Origin of the sequence: Embleya sp. NPDC005971, from assembly GCF_040629175.1 — a bacterium.
GTDB lineage: Bacteria > Actinomycetota > Actinomycetes > Streptomycetales > Streptomycetaceae > Embleya.
Genome location: NZ_JBEXUX010000026.1, coordinates 68,383 through 87,425 on the forward strand (window position 1 = coordinate 68,383; position 19,043 = coordinate 87,425).

The 19,043-nt window shown below is 72.1% G+C and carries 17 protein-coding genes and 2 pseudogenes; 11 read left to right on the plus strand and 8 right to left on the minus strand.

Features of this window, described 5'->3' with window-relative positions:
- Positions 1-485: 485 nt before the first annotated feature.
- Together ABZ374_RS23230 and ABZ374_RS23235 are read right to left on the minus strand one after the other, a co-directional pair.
- Positions 486-1,100: a hypothetical protein gene (locus tag ABZ374_RS23230; protein ID WP_360313989.1), complete on the minus strand. Its 615-nt coding sequence runs from the start codon at positions 1,098-1,100 to the stop codon at positions 486-488.
- A gap of 504 nt (positions 1,101-1,604) precedes the next feature.
- Positions 1,605-2,573: a MerR family transcriptional regulator gene (locus tag ABZ374_RS23235; protein ID WP_360313991.1), complete on the minus strand. Its 969-nt coding sequence runs from the start codon at positions 2,571-2,573 to the stop codon at positions 1,605-1,607.
- A gap of 336 nt (positions 2,574-2,909) precedes the next feature.
- Here ABZ374_RS23235 and ABZ374_RS23240 point away from each other — a divergent pair, with 336 nt between their 5' ends.
- Positions 2,910-3,308 carry a hypothetical protein gene (locus tag ABZ374_RS23240; RefSeq protein WP_360313993.1) on the plus strand — a complete coding sequence of 133 codons (399 nt, stop codon included), beginning with the start codon at positions 2,910-2,912 and terminating at the stop codon, positions 3,306-3,308.
- Between the two features lie 214 nt (positions 3,309-3,522).
- On the opposite strand, the gene ABZ374_RS23245 is transcribed toward ABZ374_RS23240, so the two are convergent.
- Positions 3,523-4,758, minus strand: coding sequence for an FAD-dependent oxidoreductase (locus ABZ374_RS23245; RefSeq protein ID WP_360313995.1), 1,236 nt, complete (start codon positions 4,756-4,758; stop codon positions 3,523-3,525).
- An 812-nt stretch (positions 4,759-5,570) separates the two neighbouring features.
- On the opposite strand from ABZ374_RS23245, the gene ABZ374_RS23250 reads away from it, so the two are divergent.
- Positions 5,571-6,077, plus strand: coding sequence for an NUDIX domain-containing protein (locus ABZ374_RS23250; protein ID WP_360313997.1), 507 nt, complete (start codon positions 5,571-5,573; stop codon positions 6,075-6,077).
- Positions 6,078-6,200: 123 nt separating this feature from the next.
- Positions 6,201-6,626: pseudogene (locus tag ABZ374_RS23255) on the plus strand (transposase); the annotation flags it as partial.
- A 62-nt stretch (positions 6,627-6,688) separates the two neighbouring features.
- Here ABZ374_RS23255 and ABZ374_RS23260 read toward each other — a convergent pair.
- The gene (locus tag ABZ374_RS23260; protein WP_360313999.1) at positions 6,689-7,066 is read right to left on the minus strand and encodes a nuclear transport factor 2 family protein; all 378 of its coding nucleotides are present in this window, start codon (positions 7,064-7,066) and stop codon (positions 6,689-6,691) included.
- 348 nt (positions 7,067-7,414) lie between these two features.
- Here ABZ374_RS23260 and ABZ374_RS23265 point away from each other — a divergent pair, with 348 nt between their 5' ends.
- On the plus strand, positions 7,415-7,783 hold the full coding sequence (locus tag ABZ374_RS23265; protein ID WP_360314001.1) for a VOC family protein: 369 nt from the start codon (positions 7,415-7,417) through the stop codon (positions 7,781-7,783).
- A 1,059-nt stretch (positions 7,784-8,842) separates the two neighbouring features.
- Here ABZ374_RS23265 and ABZ374_RS23270 read toward each other — a convergent pair.
- Positions 8,843-9,517 (minus strand): GntR family transcriptional regulator, encoded by a 675-nt coding sequence (locus tag ABZ374_RS23270; protein WP_360314003.1) that lies wholly within the window; start codon positions 9,515-9,517, stop codon positions 8,843-8,845.
- A 99-nt stretch (positions 9,518-9,616) separates the two neighbouring features.
- On the opposite strand from ABZ374_RS23270, the pseudogene ABZ374_RS23275 reads away from it, so the two are divergent.
- Together ABZ374_RS23275 and ABZ374_RS23280 are read left to right on the plus strand one after the other, a co-directional pair.
- Positions 9,617-10,150 (plus strand): annotated as a pseudogene (locus ABZ374_RS23275) (YbhB/YbcL family Raf kinase inhibitor-like protein); the annotation flags it as partial.
- Between the two features lie 42 nt (positions 10,151-10,192).
- Complete coding sequence (locus ABZ374_RS23280) at positions 10,193-10,654, plus strand: SRPBCC family protein (protein ID WP_360314089.1); 462 nt, start codon at positions 10,193-10,195, stop codon at positions 10,652-10,654.
- Positions 10,655-10,693: 39 nt separating this feature from the next.
- On the opposite strand, the gene ABZ374_RS23285 is transcribed toward ABZ374_RS23280, so the two are convergent.
- Positions 10,694-11,299, minus strand: a complete 606-nt coding sequence (locus ABZ374_RS23285) for a hypothetical protein (protein WP_360314005.1) — start codon at positions 11,297-11,299, stop codon at positions 10,694-10,696.
- Positions 11,300-12,255: 956 nt separating this feature from the next.
- Here ABZ374_RS23285 and ABZ374_RS23290 point away from each other — a divergent pair.
- Positions 12,256-12,831, plus strand: coding sequence for a methyltransferase domain-containing protein (locus ABZ374_RS23290; RefSeq protein ID WP_360314007.1), 576 nt, complete (start codon positions 12,256-12,258; stop codon positions 12,829-12,831).
- 123 nt (positions 12,832-12,954) lie between these two features.
- Complete coding sequence (locus ABZ374_RS23295) at positions 12,955-13,668, plus strand: hypothetical protein (RefSeq protein WP_360314009.1); 714 nt, start codon at positions 12,955-12,957, stop codon at positions 13,666-13,668.
- Here ABZ374_RS23295 and ABZ374_RS23300 read toward each other — a convergent pair.
- Both ABZ374_RS23300 and ABZ374_RS23305 read right to left on the minus strand, forming a co-directional pair.
- On the minus strand, positions 13,638-14,402 hold the full coding sequence (locus ABZ374_RS23300) for a methyltransferase domain-containing protein (protein ID WP_360314011.1): 765 nt from the start codon (positions 14,400-14,402) through the stop codon (positions 13,638-13,640). The two genes, ABZ374_RS23295 and ABZ374_RS23300, sit on opposite strands and share 31 nt — an antisense overlap.
- 349 nt (positions 14,403-14,751) lie before the next feature.
- Positions 14,752-15,741 carry a WYL domain-containing protein gene (locus ABZ374_RS23305; RefSeq protein WP_360314013.1) on the minus strand — a complete coding sequence of 330 codons (990 nt, stop codon included), beginning with the start codon at positions 15,739-15,741 and terminating at the stop codon, positions 14,752-14,754.
- Between the two features lie 113 nt (positions 15,742-15,854).
- Between ABZ374_RS23305 and ABZ374_RS23310 the strand changes: the two genes are divergently transcribed.
- The 3 genes from ABZ374_RS23310 (at position 15,855) to ABZ374_RS23320 (ending at position 18,736) form a co-directional block, all read left to right on the plus strand.
- Positions 15,855-16,322, plus strand: a complete 468-nt coding sequence (locus ABZ374_RS23310; RefSeq protein WP_360314015.1) for a VOC family protein — start codon at positions 15,855-15,857, stop codon at positions 16,320-16,322.
- Positions 16,323-16,439: 117 nt separating this feature from the next.
- Complete coding sequence (locus ABZ374_RS23315) at positions 16,440-17,492, plus strand: aldo/keto reductase (protein WP_360314017.1); 1,053 nt, start codon at positions 16,440-16,442, stop codon at positions 17,490-17,492.
- A 260-nt stretch (positions 17,493-17,752) separates the two neighbouring features.
- On the plus strand, positions 17,753-18,736 hold the full coding sequence (locus tag ABZ374_RS23320) for an MsnO8 family LLM class oxidoreductase (protein WP_360314019.1): 984 nt from the start codon (positions 17,753-17,755) through the stop codon (positions 18,734-18,736).
- The last annotated feature ends 307 nt before the right edge of the window (positions 18,737-19,043 follow it).

Sequence of the window (19,043 nt, forward strand, 5' to 3'; positions counted from 1 at the left end):
GGTCGGGGACGCGGCCCGTGCGCGGCGCCCCGTCGCGAAACCAGGGGTGGCACGATCGCCCCGGGCCGACCGCACCGGGCGGCCCTTGAGCCCGACCCGAAACCGGCTCGAGGAGCCCACCGCCACGCAACGGGTCCCGCCGGCGGCCGAGTTTCGGGACCTTGAGGCCGAGGCGTTCGACGAGGATCGCCGGGCGTTGGAGGTAAGGGACGTCCAACAGTGATCGGCCTTCGAGCCACCTTACGTCGAACAGCAAGGTGAACAAGTTTGTGGATTCCCGTGCTCGAACGAGGATGAACCCGTGCGCGCGGGATCCGATGACGTGATTCGCGGGGCGGGTTCGAGGCCATGGATCGTTCGCTCGCGGGCCGCCCGTTGCACACCGATGGCGCGCTGCCCGAGAGGAATCCGGCCTGCGGGAACGGCGTCGGTCGCGACGGGTCGCCGGTCGTCCCGCCGGGTTGAGACAGGGAAACTCAGGCCGATCACGGGCCCAACCGCGCTCCGGCAGCGGCCCGTAGCGCTGGTGTCTCCATCGGGTCGTCGCGGAGTACGGCGATACGGTGCAGGGTCTGCGGGTGGCGGGGTGCCGAGGCGATGGCCGGCAGCCGTGCCCGTTCCTCACAGTCCCCGAGCGACTCGGTGTATGCGTCGTCCAAGCCGGACGGGTCGATCGCGGCGATCGCTTTCAGGTAGTCGGCGCGCTCGTACGAGTGCGGGGTGTGCCGCCAGTAGCGCCAGAGGACGGGCACGGCGTCGGCGGCTTCGGGGCCGAAGCGGGCCAGTCTCTTCGCCGTGGTGTCGGGACCGCACCAGGCGCGGGCCTTCCACTGTTCGGTGAGTTCGGCCACGAGCCCCGGTAGCGCCCTCGGGCCCGGGGTGGTCGGCCGGCACGTCCGTCCCCCGCCGGGCCGGCCACTCCCGCCGTCCACGGCCCACCCCCGTGCCGCCGGCACGGCGAGGGATCCGAGGCGGTCGACCGCCCGCCGGAGCAGGGGCAGGGGTCGGCGGCCGTCCGGGGTTCCGAGCGAGGGCACGAGCGGGATCAACCGCTCGGCCGGCTCCCGCCCGGCCAGGGCACGCAGCGCATCGATCTTCACGTCGAACTCCGTGCCGTCGGCGGCCGGCAGGGCCGGCAGCTGCTCGTCGCTCAGCCCGCCAAGGGACGGCCGCGGAGGAAATCGCCGGCCCGGCACCCCGATCCCGAAGCGGCTCCACGGCTGCAAAGACGACCACGGAACATGCACCTCCCCGCTCCAGCGTGTCGTGGCAGGCGTAGGACAGGGTGCGGGACGTCTCGTCGTGATAGCTCATCACGCCTGACCCTGCCTGCCTGGGGGCGCGGTTGTCATGTGAGATCGGCCCGAGCCACGGGACGCAGTCGTCTCAGCGGCTCGGGGCGCCGGGCCACTCTGCGTCTCCTGCGGTCCATTTGAACTGAACCGGCTGCCCCGCCGCCTATTCCGCACGACCGAATTCCGAACCTACCGACACTCGGCTACGTGTGGGTCGCCCGGCCGTGGATCACCGCACGCGCGGGAGGGCTTTGTCGGGATGGGCGGCCCGCACGTACTTCACCGCCGTACCCGTGTGGATACCGCGCGTCATCGAAGGCCGAGTTCGGCTCCCGTCTCGTCGCTGCCGGTCCGGGCGCGTAGGGCGCGGATGGACCAGTCGAGTACCGGGTGCAGGCTTTGTGGGGCGGGCCAGCCGTTGATCGTTGCCAGCAGTGCGAGGTATCGCTCCCTGCGGGGGTCGTCGATGTGTTCCAAGCGGGACAGGAGTCGCCGTCGGGACTCGGCGTCGTCCCGGGCGTCGAGGAGATGTGCGCAGCGGGTCACAAGGGTCGAGACGATCTCATCGGCCTGTGGCGAGGTGGGTTCGACGCCGCCCGCCACGACCGGGGCGATCCGGTCGCGGACGATCGCGGCCAAGGTGTTGTGTGGGGTGGGCGGAGCCCCCTCGGTGTGCGTGGCCGCCTCGTCCTGGACCATCCGTTGCATCCGGACCCGGAAGTCCGGGTCCTGGGAGAGTTCGGCCAGTTCGACCCACGCCCGGACCTGCTCCACCTCGGGGTTGTCGGGCAGTTCCGGAGTCATCGAGCGCATGATCCCCGCGAACATCGGTGCATTGCGCACATCGGCGAAGGCGGCGTGAAGGAACTCGTCGATCAGTCGCCGGCGTTCGGCTTCGGACAGGGTGGCCAGACGGTGCATCAGATGTGTCTCCTCAAGGGTGGCTCCGCGTGTGGCCACAGCGCTCAGCACCGCGCGCCGCAGCCGCAGGATCCGGATCTGCACCTCCAGCGCCTCGGCATGTGCCGCGGCGACCTCCGACAGCGCGAGTTCCCGGTCCACGACCTTGCGGATGGCCGCGAGATCCAGTCCCAGATCGCGCAGGGTCCGCACCAGGTCCAGGCGTGCGACGGCACCGTCGTCGTACCGGCGGTAGCCGGCCGGGCTGCGGTCGACGGGAGGCAGCAGTCCGCAGTCCGAGTAGAACCGGACGGTTTTGACCGTGGCACCGGTGCGCCGGGCCAATTCGCCGATCGAGTAGAGCGTGTGGCCGTTCATACCCCCACCTTCGGGTCTCCCCCTGCCGGAGACTCAACCCCGGTCACGACTGAGAAGGATGTTCCCGGACGGGTACGCAGCCCGGTGACGTCGTGCCCCCGACACACACGGCGCCGGCGGTCCGGGCTGCGTTGCCTCAAGGGATCGCGCTGTGGCGCGGCGCGCGGCGGAGGGGTCCCGGCTCTTCGAGCGCGGCTGTGCCGATGCGAACGTTGGTGAGGTGGTGGGTGACGAGGATCCTGGTGCGTCCTTCGGTGAGCCGGCGGAGACCATTCGTGGCCGAGACGTCCCACGGCGGCGACTGCGGCCGCCCACCCGCACCCGCACCCGCACCCGATGTCCCCGGGCCACGGCCGGGACGGCGTTCCGGCCGCGCCGGACGACCTCGTCCCGGCGCTGCTCGCCAAGGACCCCGACCACCGTCCCGCGTCCGCGGCCGAGGTCCACCGCCGACTCCGCGAACTCCCCACCACGCCCGGCACTTCCGAGGCCGTCACCCGTGTGCCCGTCGTCACGGACCACGACGCGGCGGCGATGGGATCCGACGCGCCGCTCGTGCTCGCCCCGCCGTTCCGGTTCGCGGTTCCCTCGGTGCGACCACTGTCCGATCCGGTGACCGGCGACGAGGTCGGATCCCTTGCGCCGGGGGAGTGGTTCCTGGCCGTGGCGTCGCACGAACGCGGATTCCTGGCGGCGAGCACCATGTGGCGGGCGGCGCCGAGCCGAACCTGGTAGACGTGCCCACACGACACCCGGCGCGAACTGGTCCACCACGGCCCGGATACGCACCTACACCGCAGGCGAGGCGATCCCCACCCCCGACGAACCGGCCCGCTGCGCCGTCGCATGGGCGACCGCGCAGGCCGCCGGCGCTCACCGGGCCGGGACGCAACGTGCCGCGAAGGCGTCGCACATCCCGCGAAGAGGCCGCTTGCGACCGGGTGTTCGGTCAGTTCGGGAGGAGGGACTCCAAGGGCACCCGGGTATCGGCCAAGCGGGCCGGGTCGAGGGTCGCGCCGGAGCGGATGAGGGCCTGGACGGGTTCGACCACGTCCCAGACGTTGACGTTCATGCCCGCCAGGACCCGGTCGCCGGACAGCCAGAAGGCGACGAACTCGCGCGCGGCGGGGTCGCCGCGGAAGACGACCCGGTCGTAGCCGTCGGGTTCGACGTATCCGGTGTACTCCATGCCCAGGTCGTACTGGTCGGTGAAGAAGTACGGCAGTCGGTCGTAGACCGCGTCCTGGCCGAGCATCGCCCGGGCCGCGGTCTGCGGCTGGTTCAGCGCGTTGGCCCAGTGCTCGACTCGGATGTGCCGTCCCAACAGCGGATGGTGGGCGTTGGCGACGTCGCCGGCGGCATAGACGTCGGGGGCGGAGGTACGCAGGTGTTCGTCGGTGACGATGCCGTTGTCGACCGCGAGCCCCGCCGCATCGGCCAGGCGGGTGTCGGGGGTGACGCCGATCCCGACGACGACCGCGTCCGCCTCGATCCGGGTGCCGTCCGTGAGCAGGACGGCGTTCGCCGTGCCGGAGCCGCCGCTGATCTCGGCGACTTCGACGCCGAGCCGAAGGTCCACACCGTGATCGCGGTGCAGCTCGGCGAAGACCCGTGCCGCTTCCGGGCCGAGGGCCCGTAGCAGCGGTAGTTCCGCGCTTTCGAGCACCGCCACTTCGGCGCCCGCCGCGCGCGCGGCGGCAGCCGCCTCCAGGCCGATCCAGCCGGCCCCGATGACGACGATCCCGGCCCCGGGCCGGAACACGGCCTTGAGCCGGTCGCTGTCCTCCAGCCTCCGCAGGTACAGCACCCCGTCCAGCTCCGCGCCGGGAACCCGCAGCCGCCGCGGCGAGGCGCCGGTGGTCAGGAGCAGCGCGGCGTAGTCGAGCCGGCTGCCGTCGCCGAGGGTCAGCCGGTGCGCGGCGGGATCGAGGGCGGTGGCCGTCGTGTCCAGGCGCAGGTCGATCCCATGGTCGGCGTACCATCCCTCCGGGTGGACGTACGCTTTCGCGCGCTCCTCCTTCCCGAGCAGGTAGCCCTTGGACAGGGGCGGGCGCTCGTACGGGCGCTCCCGCTCGTCGCCGATCAGCACCAGCGGGCCATCGAAGCCCTGTTCCCGGAGTGTCTGCGCGGCCTTCGCCCCGCCCAGCCCCGCTCCGACGATCACATGGGCACGGTTCACGGTCATGCGCTCTTCCTCCTACATTGGTTCCCGCACCGGTCCGGCCACGGGGATGGGGACGGGGCGGGCGCGGATCCGAACGGACAGCTCCGACACCAACGCTTTCCCCGTCGAACGCGTCGAGGGGACCTCGCACACGGGGGATTCGGTAACCGAACCCCGCCATCCTCACCCGCCCTCGGCATCCGCCTGCGGGTCCGAGCGCCCTCACGACCCGCGAACCACCCGAACGGCCCACCTCCGGGAACCCTCCATCACGCAGCCGGCTTCCTGCCGGTCGAAGGCGGGGACCTCTGTCGGTACGGCCGGCCGATGCCGGCCATGACGACGCCGGCCGCCGGCACCGGGGCCTCGCACGCACCCGTGGATCGCTCCCGAGCGCCGATCGATTGCGCGGCGCGCTCGGTTCAGTCCCGGTGCTGCCCTGTTCACCCTGATGCGGACGAAAGCGGATCGAGCGGGACCGCACCGTCAACCCGGTCGACGCCAGGACCAGTTCACGGTCCGCAGCCGGCACTGGCCGACTTCGCGAACTCCATGCCGACAAGGCTTGCGACATCTCCACTCTGCGGGAGAAGAGTCGACGGTGGCGCAGACCGCAGACCGCAGACCGCAGACTGGTCGGCCCGCCGGCCGCGTTACGCTCTGCGGGCAGGCCCTCGGTCCCTGTCGGTGGGGGTCTCTACACTGTGCGTAATGACACTCGGTCCAGCCCTTCCGCTTCCCCACCCGGCTCTCCCCTCTCTGCTCCGCTCCGATCGCGCGGTGGCAACACCACCGACCCGAACCGGCGTTCGCCGCCGGGTGGGGGTGTCGCGATGAGCGACGCGCAAGACGTCGTGGGTGCGGGGGTGCCGGTACCGCACTCTCGGGTGGGTGCGCAGCAGGGTGTGTTGAACATCGTGGGCGCCCATCTGTACGCGGAGGACGCCCGGGGCCGGATCCTGCTCGGACTGCGGCATCCCGATTCCGTCTACGCGCCCTCGACCCATCACTTCCTGGCCGGTCACTGCGAGCAGGAGTCCGCCGTCGCGTGCCTGGTGCGCGAGGCCCGGGAGGAGGCCGGACTGGTGATCGACGCCGACGACGTCGAGTTCGCGCACGCCGTGCACCTCGTGGATCCGCCGGGGACTCGACCACGGATGCAACTGATCTTCCGAGCACGGCGGTGGACGGGTACGCCGACGATCCTCGAACCGGACAAGTGCGTCGGCTGGGGCTGGTGGTACCCCCACGACCTGCCCGACCCGATCGTCCCCTACACACGCGCCGCGATCGAAGCCATCCAGGCGGGCCACCTGTACACCGAGATCGGCTGGACGTAACCCGAGCGCGGCCCGAATCCCTCCTGGACGAACTCCTGCATTTCGACGGGGATTTGCGTCACCCGCCGGGCGGGGAGTCGTGCCCGGCGGGGAGCGGCGGCCAACGGCGGTCGGTGAGCACGGGACCGCCTGTGGGGCGTCAACGGCCGCTGCAAGGGCACCGCCGACGCCGGGCCGCGCCGAAGTCGATCCGCGCCGCCCGACCCGACGGCGCCCCGATCCACATCGTCCCGGACAACCTCTCCGCCCACACCGGCGCCGACATCCGCCGCCGGGCGAAGAGAACAAGGTCGAGCCGTGCTTCACCCCGACCTACGCATCCCGGGCCAACCCGATCGAGGCCCGCTTCGGCCCGCTGCGGCAGTTCACCCCGGCCAACTCCCGCCACTGCGGCCACCCCACGCAAACCCGGGCACTGCGCCGGCGCACCGCCGACACCCGCCACCCGGACGTACTTGCCGCCCAACGCAAGGAATGCGCCCGCATGCGCGGCGAGAAGGCATCCGCCGGGGCGGACGCCCCTCGACGCCGCAGCCCGACCGACCGTGAACCGCAGCCCCGGAGTGCCGAAAGGGACAAGTTCACGAGAAGGACGGCGACAGAAGGACGACTCAGGAGGCGGGCGGACCGATCTCCCCCGCAAAGACGATGACCTGGTCGATGAGGCTCCGCCGCAGATGGACGACGTCCGTTCCCGCCAGGCAGGGGCCTCCATCCGGCGTGGTGAAGACCCACTGGTACCGGGCCCACTCGTCAGGCATGTCCACCGCCGAGCAGCGCACCATCGTGCCGGTCCCCGCCGGGTGGCGCCGGATGTCCAGCACGAACCGCTCGACCGCCGCGATTCCTTCGCTGCGACCCAACGGCCCCCAGAAGACCACGTCCGAGGTCAGGGCCTGGGAGAGCAGGGCAGTCACATAGCTGTCGTCCGAGGCGTTGAACGCGGACATGAATGTGTCGATCGCGGAGCGTGCCGTCTCTTCCTGCATGCCCCAGTAATACCAGCCGTTGCGCGTGCGCTCGTCCCGCGAGCCGCCTTCCGATCACCGTGGACCATCCCGGTCACAGCACTGGGTGTACGTGCGCACCGAGCCGCCGGGTCCATTCGCGGGCCGCCGTCACGGTGGGACCGGCCAGGGTCTCGGCCCGCTCGGTGTAGGCGTCGAAGGCGTCTGCGCGGTGCGCCGTCCGGTCCGCCGTTCGGTTTTCCCGTCCGGTCCATCCGGTGCCGACTGCTGTTCACCGCGCCGTGCACAACCTGGATGCGGAATGGGTAGGTTCGTGGTGTCTTCGGCGTGTATCGCCGGGTCGACTCGACGGGCTGATAGCTTGCGCGGATGATCACCGGTGCACACACGATCATCTACGCGACCGACGCCGAGGCTGCACGCGCGTTCTTCCGCGACGTACTTGGGTTCGGGCACGTCGACGCCGGAGGCGGCTGGCTCATCTTCAAGTCCCCGCCGAGCGAACTGGCCGTACACCCGGCCGACCCGCACGCCGCCGGTGTCGCCGAACTGTTCCTGATGTGCGACGACCTCGCCGCCACGGTCACCGAACTGAAGGCCAAGGGCGTCGAGTTCACCACGGACGTCACCGAACAGGGCTGGGGCCTGGTCACCACCCTGGCCGTCCCGGGCGCGGGCACACTCGGGTTGTACCAACCACACCACGACACCGCGTACGACCTGACCCGACCCGGTTGACGTTCCCGCCCCCACCCGCCCGGTTCAGCTGACGGGCTCACGCGCTCCGCCTGTGCGTCGTCTTCATTGCCGGTTGGCCGGCGGACGCCGCGCCGGCGTCGTAGCGGTCGCGGTAGCCGATCGGTGCGCATGGGGGACGGGGGAAGGTTGCGCGCGGCCGGGGTGGCGGCGGCGCCTGCCGTCCCGCCGACTGCTTGATCGTGCCGCATGCTCACGAGCCGGAGCGCCGGGTTCCCGACCCGGAAGTAATCGAGTGCCTCCGGATCCCGTCCCGCGCGCAACGCCGTACGTGGATGTCGGCTGGTCTCGCGAAGGCAGGGATCGTGGGGTACTGAGTCCCGGGAGAACGAACACTGCGCCCCCGCACCCGACTTCACACCGGGTGAGGGGAGCGTGCGCAAACAGACGTTCGACTCCTACGCCACCGCCGTCGACTGGACCGACACCGACCGCGTCGCCCGCGCACTGTGGGTGTTCGAGACCCTGCTGCGCCGGGTCGATCGCGACGACCGCCGCGACGGCGACGGGATCACCGCGGACTCACGGGCGGATCTGCCGGAGGCGTTCGCGCGCGACGGTGTGCGTCTGGACGACGGCCCCGCAGGCGGACACCGCTCGAGAGCGCACCGCTGCCACCGGGAGGCGCGGGCGCCTGCCCACCCGCACACCACGTCGAACAGGCCCGCGCCCCAACCGCGACCCGGTCCCGCTCCGACACACCCATCACCGTCCCGGCACTCCACAATCCCACCGCGCCCCGACCCCAACCCGCACCACACGAACCACCACCCCCGCCTGCGCCGCTACGTCGCAGACGGCCGGATCGTGGACATCGGCCCGTGCAGCCCACCGTGCCCACTTCCCGGAACGCTGCGCGCCGCAGGTCCGAGCCGATGGCCGGCCTGCGGATCCTCGGCGCCCCGCTCGTGCCGACCGCCATCGCCATCCAACAAACCGCCCACCGAACCCCGACCACCCCCTGAACACCCCCGGACCGCCCGGCGGTTGCCCAGGCTTCGGCCCCGGCGCCCCGGGCGGTCGGGCGATCCGGCCCCCGCCTCAGCCGGTGAGGCCGGCTGCGGTCAGGGTGAGGTGGCGGGTCAGTACCTCGGCGGCGGTGTTCGCGTCGCGGGCCAGCGCCGCCTCCTCCAGGTCGCGGTGTTCGTCGATACCGTCCCGGCCCGGGTTGCGGTGCGCCGACCAGCGGCGCGCCAGTTCGCTCGCGGTCCACATGCGGTCGAAGGTCTCGAGGAGGACGCGGTTGCCGCACCCGTCCAGCAGGGTGCGGTGGAAGACCCGGTGCGCCTCGGCCCAGGCGGCGGTGTAGTACTCGCCCTCCTCCGGCACGTACGGCGGCGTGCGGGCCAGCCGGTGGTGGGCGGCTCGCACCCGGGCCTCCCAGTCGAGGTCGCCGCGCTCGATGGACATGCGCAGCAGGACCGGTTCGACGGTCCGGCGCGCTTCCGCGATCTCCTGCCAACGGCGATCCGAGTAGGCCGGGACGGCGAACCCGCGGTTGGCGAGCCGGTCGGCGAGGCCGTCGCCGACGACGCGTACGAGCGCCTCGCGCACGACGGCGAGGCTCACCCCCTGTTCTCTGGCAAGGTCCTGCGGCTTGAGCGCGTCACCGGGGGCATAGTCCCCGCGCATGATCGCGTCCCGCAGGTGTGTGTAGACCTGCTCGGAGAGCATCTGCTTCCCCGGTGGGGACGGGGTATGGACCGCCTGAGTCATGCGCCCATCGTAGACGATCCAACAAATAATCGATTATCTTTGCTATCATCGATTTAGTCGGTTCGGACCGGACCGGTACACCCCGAAAGGAACGACACGATGAGCGGTAACAACCCCTTCGCCCGCCTTCCCGAGGCGGCCTCGTTCACCGTCACCAGCACCACCGTCGCCGACGCCGGCGCCTGGCCGCCCGAGCAGTACTCCGGCATCTTCGGCGTTCCCCAAGGAAAGGACCTCTCCCCGCAGTTGTCCTGGCGTGGCGCCCCGGAAGGCACCAGGAGCTACGCCGTCACCGTCCACGACCCCGACGCCCCGACCGGGTCCGGGTTCTGGCACTGGGCGGTCGCCGGCATCCCCGCCGACGTCACCGACCTGCCCGAGGGCGCCGGCGACGACACCGGTTCGGGCCTGCCCGAGGGAGCCTTCCAACTGCCCAACGACGCCCGCATGGCCCGCTTCGTCGGCGCCGCCCCGCCCGCCGGACACGGCCCGCACCGCTACTTCGTCGTCGTCCACGCCCTCGACGTCGAGTCCATCGACGTACCGGCCGATGCCACCCCGGCGATGCTCGGCTTCATGATGGCCCCACACATCCTCGGCCGCGCGGTCCTGACCGCCACCGCCGAAACGCCGGGCCCGGGCGACATACCGCGCCCGGGCGGGAACGCCGAACGCATCGAGGTCTCCCGCCTCGTCCCGGCCCCCGCCGACGCCATCTTCGCCGTCCTGACCGACCCCGAGGGCCACGTGGACATCGACGCCTCGGGAATGCTCCTGGACGCCGAAGGCGCACCCGTCGAGCGCCCCGGCGACCGATTCCTCGTGCACATGGACCGGGAAGCCCTCGGCGACGTGCCCCTGGGCCGGTACGACGTCGAGGTGGTCATCACCACGCTCACCCCGGACGCGGAGATCGCCTGGACCGTCGAGGGCCGGATCCGGCCGCACGTCCGGCACGTCTACGGCTACCGACTGGAGCCGGCCGAGGGCGGCACCCTCGTCACGTCCTACTTCGACTGGTCGCAGGTCCCGGACGCGTGGCGGCAGCGCATCACCTTCCCGCTGATCCCCGAATCCGCCCTCAAGGCCACCCTCGGCATCCTCGAACGCACCGTGCGCCGCAGGTCCGCCGCCTGACCGCACCGACCGCGTGCCCGGCGACGTCGGCGGGCCGCGTCAGGAGGTCACCGTCGCCGCCGTGGTCGGCAGTTCCGTCGGCGTCCTGGTGAAGTCGCGCAGCGGGTTCGAGGCCACCGTCCACGCGTCGGCGTCGTCGCGCAGGTGGGTTCGGACCAGGTCGCGGGCGTACCCGTGGCAGACGATCAGCGCGTGGCCGGCCGCCCGGGCCCCGGTCGGAATCTCACTCGGGGTGAGCAGGCCCTCGTAGAGCGGGTCGCCGAGTCCCCGGATCGGCAGGTCGCGTACGGGAGGGTCGGCGATCAGCGCGCGGGCGACGGCGGGCGAACGGATCGACCCGTGCGAGAAATAGCCCGGTTGGCGCCGGACCAGGGCCGGGATCAGCGCCTCGGGACAGTCCGGGTGGTACGCCCCGACCGTTGGGCCGCCGGGCCGCCGGGCCGCGCGTCGGCGCGGGGGTCGCCCCCGGCTCCTCGGCCGGCCGGGCCCGCAGCGCGGGCGGCACGCGCGGGGGCAGCGCGCGCAGCGGTTCCGGCGCCGGCCACGTGGTCGGGTCCGCCGTCGACGCGCGGCCCTCGACGCGGTGGTGGGTGCGGCCGTGGTCGGGATTGAGTAGCAGATGCCCTCGTCGGCGTCCGCGAGCATCTAGCGGACATGGGAGGCGAGTTCGTCGTCCACCGCCTCCAGTGCCCACACCGCGTCGCCGCGCGGTGATCCGTCGGGCCAACCGGTACGGGAACTCCCCGGGCGCGCGGCGGGCCGGCGCGAGCGCGACCGGAGGGGCCAGGGGGTGCCGACCGGCGCCGAACGCGAGCAGGTCCTCGGGATCCAACGCGGCCACCACCCGCGCCGCCAACTCCGGATCGGCCCGTGACAGCAGCAGCGACGGCGGACCGGGGGCGTCGCGGAGCAGATCGGCCGGCGCGACGCCGGGCCGGGCCGACCCGGGCGGCGGCGCCGACTCGGCGACGTGGCGCAGCAATTCGTGCACCTTCCCCGGATACGCCGGCCCCACCTGGGCCCGGCCGCAACCACCCGTTCACGTCGCCCGGCAGCAGCGCACGCAGCCCCGTCACCCCGGCGCGAACGCGCCCGCCTGCGCCCAGCGCGGGCAGAAGCCGTCGACCGAGCGCAGCACGTCCCACGCGGGCCGGCCTTCGGCCAGGAACCGCTCGGGCGGCAACACCCGTTCCAGCAGCGCCCGTTCGAGCTGGGCGGTTGGCGTGGTCGGGGATGGCGTCGAACTCGACCACCGCCTCCGGCGGACAGCCTCCGGTACCGGCGAGCGCCGCGGCCACCACGGGTGTGAACGGACTCTCCCGATGCGCCCGCATCACCTCGTCCCAGTGCAACAGCCCGTCCACGAGGGAGAGTAGGTGTCGGGCCTCGGCGCGGCCCAGCCCGCTGCTCCGCAGCAGCGCGATCACCGTGGGCCCGACGGACCGTACATCGCTTCCTGCACGATGTCCCCCGACCGCCGGTATGGGCGATCACGGTAGGCCGAGTCCGGACCCGTCGAAGGGCAAGGCCCCGCCGGACAATTCCGATGGTCAGGTGCCGCCGGAGCCGGACCCGGACGGCAAGCACAAGAAGCCGAAGCCGTGACCGAACTCGCCGACCACAGGCGGGCGTCGGCGGAGGCGATGGACGCCCACCGGGCGTGGCCCACCGACACCCCGTGGCTCCGGGAAGCCTTCGAAGACCTGCCCCGGCACGCCTTCGCCCCCGATCGCCTGTGGAACTGGGACGGCCACGCATACGCCCCCGTCGACCGTGCCGCCGACCCGGACCGCTGGGCGCGCCTGGTGTACGCCGGGCCCTACGACGCGGCGATCACCGAGATCACCGACGGCCGCCCCACCTCAAGCCTGTCCTGCACCTCGGTGGTGGCCGACACGCTCGACTCCCTCGACCTCGCCCCCGGACACCGCGTCCTGGAACTGGGCACCGGCACCGGCTGGAACGCCGCCCTGATCGCCCACCACGTCGGCCCCACGGGCTCGGTCACCAGCGTCGAGGTCGACCCCGCGCTCGCCGCCCGCGCCACAACCACCCTGAACGGCGCGGGAATCGACGTGGACGTGCGCGTCGGCGACGGCACCAAGGGATGCCCCGACAACGCCCCCTACCAGCGGATCATCGCCACCTACGCCGTCGACCGCGTCCCGAACGCGTGAATCGAACAACTCGAACCCGGCGGCGACCTCGTCCTCCCCTGGGGCCGACTCGGCCACTTCGCCCTCACCCTCGACGCCACCGGCACCACCGCCACCGGCTGGTGCCAGGGCCTCGCCCGATTCATGGGCGCCCGCGACACCACCCCCACACCCACCTTCGACGACATCCACACCCGCCACCCCACCGTCGACCACGAACACGAGATCACCCGCGACTTGGCCCCGCTGCGCACGAACAACCTGCTGTGGGCGCTGCGCGTGACCCTGCCCGACGTCCACTACACCCTCACCCCGCCCGGGCGGGTCGGCACGACGGTGCGCGTGCACGACGGCGCCGCGTCCTGGGCGACCCTGACCACCACGAGCGACGACGACCACAACCTCGTCCGCGAAGGCGGACCCCGACGTCTCGCCGACGAACTCCTCGCAGCCTGGGACCGATGGATCGACGACGGGCGAATCCGGTTGTACGACTACGGCATGACCGTCACGCCCACCGACCAGTACGTGTGGGCGGGCGACCCCGACACCGGACGTCGATGGCCGATCCCGGACCCGACCCGGACCTGGTGCCCGGCCGGCCCCGACGAACGCTCCTGCCCAAACACGAGAACGGAGGCGTTCGTCGGGAGTCGACGGTGTCACTTCCGGAGACGCGCGTTCTCCGCGTACGTGTCGAACAGACACGCAGCCGCGTGGTGGTGGCCCGCTGCCCTGCTCGCCACGGCCCTGGCTCTGACCGCCCGATACCGCTTCCGCGCCGCAGGCGACGGTCCGAACCCGCCCGAGGAGGGAGGCGGGTTCGCTCACGCGCGGGCGAACACCGCGATGTCGTAGCGTTCGCGCACCGGTCGCGGCGTGGTCTTGGATTCGGCGGCGGCGTCGAGCGCCAGTCGGCGCAGGCCCTCGTCGTAGTCGGCGTCGGTCAGGCATGTGAACTTCGACTGCGGACGCGTGGTCATCCGGGTGTGGAATTCGCGCAGGCTCGCGGTGACCGGCTGTTCGAAGGAGGTGATCTCCCGGACCGTGAAGCCGCACGCGGCGAAGTCGGCGACGATCTCCTCCCGTCCGGGGAACCGCCGTTCGTCACTGTCTCGCAGGCGGGGCCAGTAGTGGTAGACGAGCGCGTCCAGGCGCTCCCGAAAAGTCGTGCGGATCACCACGACACCGTCGGGCCGCAGGATGCGCGCCAACTCGCGGGCGCAGGCGCGACGATCCGGCAGGTGGTGTACCACGCGTGAGAGGAGCGCGAGGTCGAACAGCCCCCCGCGTGTGGGCACCGCGTCCGCGCAGCCGCCGACGTAGCGCACCCGGGGATGCCCGTTGTGCCGCGCGGCCTCGCCGAGCATGACCACCGAGGGGTCGACCCCGACCACGAGCGAGGCCCGCTCCCACTCGGCCAGCGCCGCACAGAACATCCCGGTGCCCGCCCCGATCTCCACGACCGTCGGCGCCGGCCGCGGCGCATACGCCCCGATCACCTGTGCCCAGGCCCGAAGCGCCGCCTCGGGCATCTCGTTCCCGGCCTGATAGACCCCCGCCAACCGCGCATCGTCGTAGACCCGAGCCATCCCGCGATCCTCCCGACCAGACCACCCCTTGACAAGACCCCCGGTCCCGAACGCTTCCGCCCGCGCGTCGAGCCGGACGGCGGTCAACGTGTGTGAATTCGAGGCGCGTCCGGCCAGACCCGGCTTCTGCCGGGCACGGCCGCAACGCGATGACGACTGAACTCGTCCGGCATCGAGCCGGGCGGAGACGGCGCCGGCCGGCTCGGCGCCCGGCGCGCACGTGCGCCCCGGCGTCGCGCAGGGAGTGTTCGACGGTGTTCTGTGTCCAGGTCGTGGTGCCCAGGGGTCGCCGCCGCGCCGGGATGGCTGTGTCCGGTCGACGGAGTTCGCCGTCAGGTGGCCTGCCGCCCTATCCGGTCCCCGCGGCGCGGCCGGCGCGGCGGGACAGCTCCGCGAACGCCTCGCGCAACTCGGGCGGGGCGACCACTTCGATCTCGGTGTCGAAGCGGGCCAACGCCGCCGCGAGGGCGGCCCAGGACCAGGATCCCGTCGTCAGCCTGGTCCGGTCGGCGCCGAGCTCCTCGACGCCACCGTCGCCGACGAACGGGGCCACCTCCGCCACCGGCAGGCCGAGGATCACCTCGCCACGGCAGGGCCAGGCGTCCGTGCTCCCGGAACCCTTGAACCGGGCCGCCAGGAAGGCGGTCACGTCCCCGCCCGGCACTTCACGGGGAGCGAACCGCGGCCCGGTCGGGATCCGCGGTGTCATCCGGTCGACACGGAAGGTCCGCCAGTCGCCGCGGTCGGGGTCCCAGCCGACGACGTACCAGCGCCCGGCCCGCACCACCAGGTGATGCGGCTGCACCCGGCGAGGCGGGCGCGGCTCGGCATCCTCGGTGCGCCCCGGTGAGCGGTAGTCGAACCGCAGCTCCTCCCCGGCGCGGACCGCGGCACTCAGCGTCAGCAGGATCCCGGTATCGACCTGCGGATCGGCGCCGTGCCCGGCCGCGCCGATCTCGAGGGCGTCGACCCGCTGCCGCAACCGCGACGGCAACACCTGCCGCACGGTGGCCAGCGCCCGGGCGGCAGCCTCCTCGATGCCCGCGCCCGTCCCGACGGCGATCCGCAGCGCCACGGCCAGCGCGACCGCCTGCTCCTCGTCGAACAGCAGTGGCGGCACCCGGCTGCCCGCTTCGAGCCGGTAGCCGCCGTCGGGGCCCTTGAACGCCTGCACGGGGTAACCCAGCTCGCGCAGCCGGTCGACGTCGCGGCGCACGGTTCGCGCGCTGACGCCCAGCCGCTCGGCGAGCAGGCCGCCCGGCCAGTCGCGGCGGGCCTGCAGCATGGACAGCAGCGCCAGCAGCCGGCTGGAGGTCGTCGTCGAGGAGGCGATCGGCATGTTTTCACCATGCCACCGGTAGCGGACGTTCTCCGACCTGTACTGCCGACATCGTCGGTCTCGTCGCCGGAAACCTCCGGCACCGGAAATCACTCGTGAAGGACCGGAACACGATGTCGCTCAACGCTGTCGCCCACCTGAACTTCCACGGCCAGGCCCGCGAAGCCCTGGAGTTCTACCAGTCGGTCTTCGGCGGCCGGCTCACCGTCGCCACCTACGCCGACTTCGGAATGCCCGCCGAACTGCCCGGCGCGACGAACGTCGTGTTCGGCCAGGTCGTCGCCGACAACGGCTTCCGGGTCATGGCCTACGACGTGCCCGGCGAGCACTCGCCGGCCGCCCACGGCGCGCCTACCACGCGTCGGGAAAACGGCACCACGATCACCCGGGAGCCGTTCTTCCTGTCCGTCCGCGGCGACAGCGTCGACGAGGTCACCCCCGTGTGGGAGGGCCTCGCCAAGGGCGCGACCGTGATCGAGGCGTTCGGTCCCGCCCAGTGGGCGCCCGCCTTCGGGATGCTGGCCGACCGCTTCGGCGTCACCTGGATCGTCGACGTCGCGGCCGAGTACACCCCGGCCTGACCGTTCCGTGAGGTGTGCGGCCGGTCCGGCCGCACGCCTCGCGAGTACACCCAGGCCTGACCGTTTCCTGAGGTAAGCGGCCGGTCCGGCCGCACACCTCCACCCCAGGAGAAACCCATGCGAACCCGTCCGCTCGGCCGGACCGGCATCCAGGTCAGTGCCTACACCCTGGGCACCATGATGTTCGGCCCGTACGGCAACCCCGACCCCGACGAGTGCGTCCGCATCGTCCACCGCGCCCTCGATGGCGGCATCAACGTCATCGACACCGCCGACGTCTACGGTGGCGATGGGGAAGCCGAGAAGATCGTCGGCAAGGCCCTGCGCGGCCGCCGCGACGACGTCGTCCTGGCCACGAAATTCAACGGCCCGATGGGATCCGACCCCAACCATCGCGGCAGCTCCCGCCGGTGGATCGTTTCCGCGGTCGAAGGGTCGCTGCGCCGCCTGGGTGTCGACCACATCGACCTCTACCAGGCCCACCACCCCGAGCCCGGCACCGACATCGAGGAAACCCTCGGCGCGCTGACCGACCTGCTGAGTGCGGGCAAGATCCGTGCGATCGGCCACTCCAACCTGCCCGCCTCGGACATCGTCGAAGCCCAGTGGGTGGCCGAACAGCGCGGGCTCGCCCGCTTCCGCTCCGAACAGCCGCACTACTCGATCCTCAACCGCGGGATCGAACGCGAGATCCTGCCGGTCTGCGAGCGCTACGGGCTGGGTGTCCTGGTGTGGAGCCCGCTGGCGATGGGCCTGCTCGCCGGTCGCCTCCGCAAGGGCAGCGGGGAAACTGCCTCGGCCGGGCGCCTGCACTGGGCACGGCAGCACATGACCGACGAACGCAAGCTCGACGCCGTCGAAGCACTCGCCCGGATCGCCGAGCAGGCCGGACTGTCGCTGCCCCACCTCGCACTGGCATTCGTGACCGCCCACCCCGCGGTCACCTCGGCGATCATCGGCCCACGCACACCCGAACAGCTCGACGCCCTCCTCGCGGGAGCGGACACGATCCTCGACGACGACCTGCTCGACGGCATCGACGAGATCGTGCGACCGGGAACCGACGTCGGACCCGTCGACGTCGCCTACGTCCCACCCACGCTCGCGCGGCCGGAACTCCGCCGACGCACCACGGAAACCCGGGCGGCGCGCCGACAATCGCCACAGTGACGACGGCGTCGGCATCCACGACGCCCACACCGGGACGACGGGTTCGGCCGGGCCGCCGATTCCGGCGCCACGACGCCGGCCGGCCAGGACCGGCACGGGCCACAAGTCCGAGTCCCCCGGCAAACGGGGCCGTTCCGGCTCACGGGTTCGTGGGTGTGGTTTCCGGACCCGTCGGGTTTCGGGGCCGGCACGGGCACCGGCACCGGACCCACCATCCGACAACACCCCGAGCCGATCACCAGGAAATGGGGACTCACTTCATGCCGATCCCACTGTCCGCGTTGGATCTCGTGATCGCGGAGCAGGGACGCACCGCCGCCGAGTCGCTCGCGGCGACCAGCCGAACCGTGAGTCGTCTTGACGATCTCGGATACCGGCGTGTCTGGTTCGCCGAGCATCACGGGACCGACCTTTCCGCGAGCGTGGTGCCGGCGGTTCTGATCGCGCACTTCGCGGCACGGACCGGCCGGATCCGACTCGGGTCCGGCGGTGTCCTGGTGCCCAACCACGCGCCGCTGGCGCTCGCGGAACAGTTCGCCACACTGGCGACGCTGCATCCGGATCGCATCGACATGGGCATGGGCCGGGGACCGGGTACCTTCGACGAGTCGATCGTGCGGGCGTTGCGCCGGGGCGGCGAACCGGGCACGGAGACGGAGTACGGCGAGGACGTGGCCGCCGTGCTGCGTCACCTCTCCGGCGAAAGCGGCGTGCGGCTGATCGCGGGCCGGCAATCGGACGGGGGCGGCGCCCGCCCGTGGCTGCTCGCGTCCAGCCCGGCCAGTGCGGAACTGGCGGCGCGACTGGGACTGCCGATCGCGCTGGCGCACCACATCCGGCCGGACCGCACCATCGCCACGGCAGTGCGTTACAGGGAACTGTTCACCCCGTCACGGTGGGCGGACCGGCCGCATGTGATGGTCGCGGTCGAGACGGTCGTGGCGGACACCGAGGCGGAGGCCGCACGTCTGGCCCGACCGACCGACGTGGCGCGATCCAGGCAGACCTCGTCGGCGCTGCCGTCCCCGGAGGAGGCGGCCGTCCACGAGATCCCGGAGGAGACCCGCGCCCACGTGGAGGCCACCGGTGCGGCGCAGGCACGCGGCACGGTCACGACCGTACGGCGGCGGTTCGCGGAGATCGTGGAGCAGACCGGCGCGGACGAACTGATGCTGTACGCCTCCGTCCACGATGCCGACGCACGCATCCGCTGCTACGAACTGGCCGCGAAAGCCGCCGAGTAGGCCCGACGACGACACGCCACCGGAGTCGGACCTCCGTCGAGACGGGTGCCTCGACCCAGACGGCACCCGACCGAGGGATCGACGGCAACAGCTCGATGTGTACGGATCGGTCGGATGGTCGAGGATCCGGTCCACCGCACCGGATTCGACGAGACGTCCGCGATACATGATGCAGACGCGCTCGGCGGTGCGGGCCGGGAGAGCGGCCGAGACGCCGCCGTCGGACACGGCCGGGCGTCGGGTTGCCCGCGGTGAGCCGGCGCAGCCCTGGGCAATGGCGGATACGACGCCGTGCACTACGCCCCGA

Coding starts and splice junctions, on each gene's coding strand:
- ABZ374_RS23240 (WP_360313993.1), top strand. CDS start 2,910: ATGTCCCCGGGCCACGGCCGGGACGGCGTTCCGGCCGCGCCGGACGAC.
- ABZ374_RS23285 (WP_360314005.1), bottom strand. CDS start 11,299: ATGCTCGCGGACGCCGACGAGGGCATCTGCTACTCAATCCCGACCACG.
- ABZ374_RS23315 (WP_360314017.1), top strand. CDS start 16,440: ATGCGAACCCGTCCGCTCGGCCGGACCGGCATCCAGGTCAGTGCCTAC.
- ABZ374_RS23260 (WP_360313999.1), bottom strand. CDS start 7,066: ATGCAGGAAGAGACGGCACGCTCCGCGATCGACACATTCATGTCCGCG.
- ABZ374_RS23295 (WP_360314009.1), top strand. CDS start 12,955: ATGGGCGCCCGCGACACCACCCCCACACCCACCTTCGACGACATCCAC.
- ABZ374_RS23235 (WP_360313991.1), bottom strand. CDS start 2,573: ATGAACGGCCACACGCTCTACTCGATCGGCGAATTGGCCCGGCGCACC.
- ABZ374_RS23270 (WP_360314003.1), bottom strand. CDS start 9,517: ATGACTCAGGCGGTCCATACCCCGTCCCCACCGGGGAAGCAGATGCTC.
- ABZ374_RS23300 (WP_360314011.1), bottom strand. CDS start 14,402: ATGGCTCGGGTCTACGACGATGCGCGGTTGGCGGGGGTCTATCAGGCC.
- ABZ374_RS23305 (WP_360314013.1), bottom strand. CDS start 15,741: ATGCCGATCGCCTCCTCGACGACGACCTCCAGCCGGCTGCTGGCGCTG.
- ABZ374_RS23245 (WP_360313995.1), bottom strand. CDS start 4,758: ATGACCGTGAACCGTGCCCATGTGATCGTCGGAGCGGGGCTGGGCGGG.
- ABZ374_RS23320 (WP_360314019.1), top strand. CDS start 17,753: ATGCCGATCCCACTGTCCGCGTTGGATCTCGTGATCGCGGAGCAGGGA.
- ABZ374_RS23310 (WP_360314015.1), top strand. CDS start 15,855: ATGTCGCTCAACGCTGTCGCCCACCTGAACTTCCACGGCCAGGCCCGC.
- ABZ374_RS23250 (WP_360313997.1), top strand. CDS start 5,571: ATGAGCGACGCGCAAGACGTCGTGGGTGCGGGGGTGCCGGTACCGCAC.
- ABZ374_RS23265 (WP_360314001.1), top strand. CDS start 7,415: ATGATCACCGGTGCACACACGATCATCTACGCGACCGACGCCGAGGCT.